Source organism: Helicobacter trogontum, from assembly GCF_000765905.2.
In the GTDB taxonomy this organism is placed as follows: domain Bacteria; phylum Campylobacterota; class Campylobacteria; order Campylobacterales; family Helicobacteraceae; genus Helicobacter_A; species Helicobacter_A trogontum.
This window is the reverse complement of record NZ_JRPL02000044.1, coordinates 1-7,362: the sequence shown is the minus strand read 5'-3', so window position 1 is coordinate 7,362 and position 7,362 is coordinate 1. Positions and strand designations below refer to the sequence as shown.

The window sequence follows — 7,362 nt, the reverse complement described above, 5'->3', positions numbered from 1 at the left end:
ACAACAATACACATTAATATTTGCCATTACTAGATTATATTCTTATATTCAATCTATATTTATACTATACAATATCTATAATACACACTCAAGAAAGACTTTCCAATTTTATACATGAACTTTGAGAAAATTTGATTCTTGGATGAAATATACATGCTTGTATCGATGAGTTTAATCTATGTAGTTTACTTATTTTAATACGATATATGCCCATAAACAAGGCGTAAAACGACATTTAATATAAAAAATTATAAAAAAATCAAAATATTTTTATAATTTAAGCTTTTTTTAAGCTTTATTGGCCTATAATTCTGTTTCTCAAGTTCGCGAGAGAGCAAAATAAAGATTTTACGAGATGTAAAATAATAAGGAATATTTTAGCATTTTAAAGTAAATAGCTAACATATTTGTTTAAGTCTTTAAGTGATTAAAGCTTTTTAGTTTTTATATTTTGTAATAATTGAGTTTGTGTTTTCTTTATACTTGTGTTATTTGACTTTGGAAATTTTGGTATTTTTAAAGCAATGATCTTTGACAACTAAGCAAGATTTGATTGTGATATTGTAGCTAGATTGTTTAAAGTTAGTATTTAGTTTTTGTAGAGTTATTATAAATTCTAAATGTTACTCCATTCATCTAGACACTTTGTTTTTTAACAACCAAGTCTTTAAATTGTTAATCTATACAACTCGACTATAACTTAATTTGCTATTGGTTGTTACCTTTAATGAATATATCATGGGTAATAGGCATTGGCAAGTTTTAGTCTTTGTGAAACATTTAGAGATTAGGACAAATTCTTTAATATGTAGTCTTGAGTCATGAATAATTAATTTAAGGTTACTTTTTTATGGAGAGTTTGATCCTGGCTCAGAGTGAACGCTGGCGGCGTGCCTAATACATGCAAGTCGAACGATGAAGCTTTTAGCTTGCTAGAAGTGGATTAGTGGCGCACGGGTGAGTAATGCATAGGTAACATGCCCCATAGTCTGGGATAGCCACTGGAAACGGTGATTAATACCGGATACTCCTTACGAGGGAAAGTTTTTCGCTATGGGATTGGCCTATGTCCTATCAGCTTGTTGGTGAGGTAATGGCTCACCAAGGCTATGACGGGTATCCGGCCTGAGAGGGTGATCGGACACACTGGAACTGAGACACGGTCCAGACTCCTACGGGAGGCAGCAGTAGGGAATATTGCTCAATGGGCGAAAGCCTGAAGCAGCAACGCCGCGTGGAGGATGAAGGTTTTAGGATTGTAAACTCCTTTTCTAAGAGAAGATTATGACGGTATCTTAGGAATAAGCACCGGCTAACTCCGTGCCAGCAGCCGCGGTAATACGGAGGGTGCAAGCGTTACTCGGAATCACTGGGCGTAAAGAGCGCGTAGGCGGGGTAATAAGTCAGATGTGAAATCCTGTAGCTTAACTACAGAACTGCATTTGAAACTGTTATTCTAGAGTGTGGGAGAGGTAGGTGGAATTCTTGGTGTAGGGGTAAAATCCGTAGAGATCAAGAGGAATACTCATTGCGAAGGCGACCTGCTGGAACATTACTGACGCTGATGCGCGAAAGCGTGGGGAGCAAACAGGATTAGATACCCTGGTAGTCCACGCCCTAAACGATGAATGCTAGTTGTTGCCCTGCTTGTCAGGGCAGTAATGCAGCTAACGCATTAAGCATTCCGCCTGGGGAGTACGGTCGCAAGATTAAAACTCAAAGGAATAGACGGGGACCCGCACAAGCGGTGGAGCATGTGGTTTAATTCGAAGATACGCGAAGAACCTTACCTAGGCTTGACATTGATAGAATCTGCTAGAGATAGCGGAGTGCCCTTCGGGGAGCTTGAAAACAGGTGCTGCACGGCTGTCGTCAGCTCGTGTCGTGAGATGTTGGGTTAAGTCCCGCAACGAGCGCAACCCTCGTCCTTAGTTGCTAGCAGTTCGGCTGAGCACTCTAAGGAGACTGCCTTCGTAAGGAGGAGGAAGGTGAGGACGACGTCAAGTCATCATGGCCCTTACGCCTAGGGCTACACACGTGCTACAATGGGGCGCACAAAGAGGAGCAATATCGTGAGATGGAGCAAATCTCAAAAACGTCTCTCAGTTCGGATTGTAGTCTGCAACTCGACTACATAAAGCTGGAATCGCTAGTAATCGCAAATCAGCAATGTTGCGGTGAATACGTTCCCGGGTCTTGTACTCACCGCCCGTCACACCATGGGAGTTGTATTCGCCTTAAGTCGGAATGCCAAACTGGCTACCGCCCACGGCGGATGCAGCGACTGGGGTGAAGTCGTAACAAGGTAACCGTAGGTGAACCTGCGGTTGGATCACCTCCTTTCTAGAGATATATTAAGATATTTACTTATCTTAAATCATAAGAAGTTGTTTAGATGCGATTACTGTTATAGTAACGTTAGCTATGATATTGATCTTGCTTAGTTTTCAGAGATTATTTGCGTATTTTATAAATATTAAATACCGAGTTTATATCATACATTTTGCTATTGCTTTTAACTAGCTTTCTATTTAGTAAAGGGCTTATAGCTCAGGTGGTTAGAGCGCACCCCTGATAAGGGTGAGGTCGGAGGTTCAAGTCCTCCTAAGCCCACCATATAATATATGAGGGGAATTAGCTCAGCTGGGAGAGCGCCTGCTTTGCACGCAGGAGGTCAGCGGTTCGATCCCGCTATTCTCCACCATATTGAGAGTAGTACTTATTGAATGCTATATAATGAATGGTGATATTGTTATTGATATAAATAGTATTAGTTTCATCTTTAAAAAGTATGTGTGAAGTCTAATGCAAGGTTTTTTTTGTTTGAGTAATAGAGTATCGTGCTTTTTAGCCCTAAAAACTAATAAGTAGTTTTTAGTCTTATGGTCTTGAAATCAAAACTTTGCATTAGACTTTGGTCTAAATGTTATTTGAAATTTTATTGTTAATAGCCTAAATAGTAATTAACTACAATTACGCGACATACTTGTCTTATTGAGGTATAGATTTTATCTTGCATTCAATAAGGCAGTATCCTTAGAAGTAAAAAGCTTTTAAGGGCAGATGGTGGATGCCTTGGGTGATAGAGGCGATGAAGGACGTACTAAGCTGCGATAAGCTATGGGAAGCTGCTAAGAAGCGTTGATCCATAGATTTCCGAATGGGGCAACCCAATACATAGAGATATGTATTACCTTTAATGGAGCGAACCTAGTGAAGTGAAACATCTCAGTAACTAGAGGAAAAGAAATCAAACGAGATTCTCCTAGTAGCGGCGAGCGAACGGGGAAGAGGGCAAACCGAATGCTTGCATTCGGGGTTGAGGACTGCAATATCCACTTGAATAATATAGCAGAAGTGTTTGGAAAAGCACATCACAGAGGGTGATAGTCCCGTATGCGCAATATTATTTATAGGTAGCAGGATCCAGAGTAGGCCAGGACACGTGAAATCCGGGCTGAAGCCGGGGAGACCACTCTCCAACCCTAAATACTACTATCACACCGATAGCGAACAAGTACCGTGAGGGAAAGGTGAAAAGAACCGCAGTGAGCGGAGTGAAATAGAACCTGAAACCATCTGCCTACAATCATTCGGAGCCCTATGATTTATCAGGGTGACGGACTGCCTTTTGCATAATGATCCTGCGAGTTGTGGTATCTGGCAAGGTTAAGCACACGCGAAGCCGTAGCGAAAGCGAGTCTGAAAGGGCGTTTAGTCAGATGCTGCAGACCCGAAGCCAAGTGATCTATCCATGGCCAAGTTGAAGCGAGTGTAATAGCTCGTGGAGGACTGAACTCGTACCCATTGAAACGGGTTGGGATGAGCTGTGGATAGGGGTGAAAGGCCAAACAAACTTGGTGATAGCTGGTTCTCTTCGAAATATATTTAGGTATAGCCTCAAGTGATAGTAATAGGGGGTAGAGCTCTGATTGGGCTAGGGCTGCTCACCGCGGTACCAACCCCTGTCAAACTGCAAATACCTATTACCGTATCTTGGGAGTCAGGCGGTGGGTGATAAAATCAATCGTCAAAAGGGGAACAACCCAGACTACCAACTAAGGTCCCAAAGTTCTATTCTAAGTGGAAAATGATGTGAAGTTACTTAGACAACCAGGAGGTTGGCTTAGAAGCAGCCATCCTTTAAAGAAAGCGTAACAGCTCACTGGTCTAGTGATTTTGCGCAGAAAATATAACGGGGCTAAGATAGACACCGAAGTTGTAGATTGTGCTGATGCACAGTGGTAGAAGAGCGTTCGTATCAGCGTTGAAGGTATACCGGTAAGGAGTGCTGGAGCGATGCGAAGTGAGCATGCAGGAATGAGTAGCGATAAAAGTGGTGAGAATCCACTTCGCCGAAAGTCTAAGGTTTCCTACGCGATGCTCGTCATCGTAGGGTTAGTCGGGTCCTAAGACAAGTCAGAAATGGGTAGTCGATGGAAAATGGGTTAATATTCCCATACCAACATTAGTGTGCGATGGGGGGACGCATAGGGCTAAGCAGCGTTAGCTGATGGAAGTGCTAATTTAAAAGCGTAGATTGAGAGATAGGTAAATCCGCTCTTGTATTCGAAACTTGAATAGCTTGTTGCGATCTTCGGATCAAGATGAGTGCTGCTGATGCCGTCGTGCCAAGAAAAGCCTCTAAGTTTAACTAATGTTGCCCGTACCGCAAACCGACACAGGTAGATGAGATGAGTATTCTAAGGCGCGTGAAAGAACTCTGGTTAAGGAACTCTGCAAACTAGCACCGTAAGTTCGCGATAAGGTGTGCCACAGCAATGTGGTCTCAGCAAAGAGTCCCTCCCGACTGTTTACCAAAAACACAGCACTTTGCAAACTCGTAAGAGGAAGTATAAGGTGTGACGCCTGCCCGGTGCTCGAAGGTTAAGAGGATTCGTTAGCAGCAATGCGAAGCGTTGAATTGAAGCCCGAGTAAACGGCGGCCGTAACTATAACGGTCCTAAGGTAGCGAAATTCCTTGTCGGTTAAATACCGACCTGCATGAATGGCGTAACGAGATGGGAGCTGTCTCAACCAGGGATTCAGTGAAATTGTAGTGGAGGTGAAAATTCCTCCTACCCGCGGCAAGACGGAAAGACCCCGTGGACCTTTACTACAGCTTGGCACTGCCGATGGGAGCATTATGCGCAGGATAGGTGGGAGGCTTTGAAATCTTTACTCTGGTAGAGATGGAGCCATCCTTGAGATACCACCCTTAATGTTTCTGTCTGCTAACTAGCTTGAGTTATCCTCAAGTAGGACAATGCCTGGTGGGTAGTTTGACTGGGGCGGTCGCCTCCTAAAAAGTAACGGAGGCTTACAAAGGTTGGCTCATTGCGGTTGGAAATCGCAAGTAGAGTGTAATGGCATAAGCCAGCCTGACTGCAAGACAAACAAGTCAAGCAGAGACGAAAGTCGGTCATAGTGATCCGGTGATTCTGTGTGGAAGGGTCATCGCTCAAAGGATAAAAGGTACCCCGGGGATAACAGGCTGATCTCCCCCAAGAGCTCACATCGACGGGGAGGTTTGGCACCTCGATGTCGGCTCATCGCATCCTGGGGCTGGAGCAGGTCCCAAGGGTATGGCTGTTCGCCATTTAAAGCGGTACGCGAGCTGGGTTCAGAACGTCGTGAGACAGTTCGGTCCCTATCTGCCGTGGGCGTAGGAAAGTTGAGGAGAGCTGTCCCTAGTACGAGAGGACCGGGATGGACATGCCACTGGTGTACCAGTTGTTCTGCCAAGAGCATCGCTGGGTAGCTACGCATGGATGTGATAACCGCTGAAAGCATCTAAGCGGGAAGCCAACTCCAAGATTAACTTTCCCTGAAGGTCGCAGCAAGACTAGCTGCTTGATAGGGTAGGTGTGTAAGTATAGTAATATATTTAGCTGACTACTACTAATAGACCGTTTGGCTTTTTATTAAGGATTACTGCCTTATTGAGTGCAAGAGATTTACCCTGATATATATAGAATTGAGAATTTGGGTATAGGTTTGTATTTGATAGGTGTATGTTTTAAAACATAGGGTATGACGTGTGATTGAAGTTAGTTGCTAGGAAATGAGAATAACATTTAGATTACTCAGGATCTATGGGTTTATTGAGAAGTAGGCTATTAATTTTTATTTTATAGGAAAGATGGAAATAAGGACAAAAGATAGATTCAATGCTTTTAGATGTTCTTTAGCGTGGTTAGTTGTCTTTATTTCCCTTTTTCCTTGTGTCTATAGAGAGAAGGAAACACCCAGCTCCATTCCGAACCTGGCAGTTAAGCTTCTCTTCGCCGATGATACTGCATCTTTCAGGTGTGGGAATGTAGGTCGATGCAAGGATAGGGATATTCTTCTTTTATTCTTTTTATTTCATTATTAATCGTTTATATGAGTTCTAAATTATAGGTTTTATATAAGTGATTGTTTGGTTTTATTAGCATTCTTTTATTTCTAATCATAATAGTTTATATTCTTAGGTGTATTTTAGACTATAGTCTTTCTTAAAATTTTTGTTCTACCTTTTTATCCCTTACTTCAAGTTAGATTTTTTTTATTGCAACCTTTTTATTTTATTAAGCCATATGATTGAAATCTAGCATTTATAGCTTGGCATCGATTAATTATAAACCCCATACCCAAATTCTCAATATTATCTGCTTACTTGTTTGGATTGTTCTAGCAAAGCTTAAAATTATCTTGCATAATTTTTCAATTATTATTTTACTTGCATTGAATGAGAAAATATTTGTTTTAGAATCTATTATTTAGTTTCTTTAGTGATTATTCTTACTGCTTTATATCTGTTTACTATTTTTTTAAAAGAAGTAATCTTATGATTTATTTTTATGATTTTACATTTCTGAAATCTTAAACACTCTTTAGTAATTATTGCTAAATGATTGTAAACTAAAAGCTTTTTAGCATGTCAAACCTTTATATACATGCACTATGGCGGCAAGGATAACCATATGTAAAAGCATGACGTAACTACCAAAAAGCACATCTAACATCCTCGTATCCATAAGATCTTGCAACATGATAAAACACTGCATACAACATTTAGGTTTAAACATTTAATACAAATATAAAATAGCATAGTAAGCAATTCTTGCATATTCTTGACACACAAATATTATTTAAGGGATTCCAAAAAAGATAAGAACTTCTCTAAACTTGTGTTTATAAATATTTAACTTATCAATGCATTGAAAATTCTTTTAATACTTTAATATACTGCTTGTGTATGTTTATAAGCAGTATTACAAAAAACATATAAGAATTATTGAATAAATAAATTACAAGCTTTCTTTATGTAACACGCACCAAATTAAGCTATATTTGTAAGGTTGTTGGAGATGTGATGTA

General features: G+C 40.7%; 2 tRNA genes and 3 rRNA genes. All 5 read left to right on the top strand.

Going from position 1 to position 7,362, the window contains the following annotated elements:
• Positions 1 to 847: 847 nt before the first annotated feature.
• The 5 genes from LS81_RS10075 to rrf all read left to right on the top strand — a co-directional run bounded on the left by LS81_RS10075 (position 848) and on the right by rrf (position 6,336).
• Positions 848 to 2,343, top strand: a 16S ribosomal RNA gene (locus LS81_RS10075).
• Between the two features lie 196 nt (positions 2,344 to 2,539).
• Positions 2,540 to 2,616: transfer RNA gene (locus tag LS81_RS10070), tRNA-Ile, on the top strand.
• 12 nt (positions 2,617 to 2,628) lie between these two features.
• Positions 2,629 to 2,704: transfer RNA gene (locus LS81_RS10065), tRNA-Ala, on the top strand.
• Positions 2,705 to 3,043: 339 nt separating this feature from the next.
• Positions 3,044 to 5,926: ribosomal RNA gene (locus LS81_RS10060) — 23S ribosomal RNA — on the top strand.
• Between the two features lie 294 nt (positions 5,927 to 6,220).
• A 5S ribosomal RNA gene (gene rrf / locus LS81_RS10055) occupies positions 6,221 to 6,336 on the top strand.
• Together the 16S, 23S and 5S rRNA genes with 2 tRNA genes alongside form the textbook arrangement of a ribosomal RNA operon.
• Positions 6,337 to 7,362 lie beyond the last annotated feature (1,026 nt).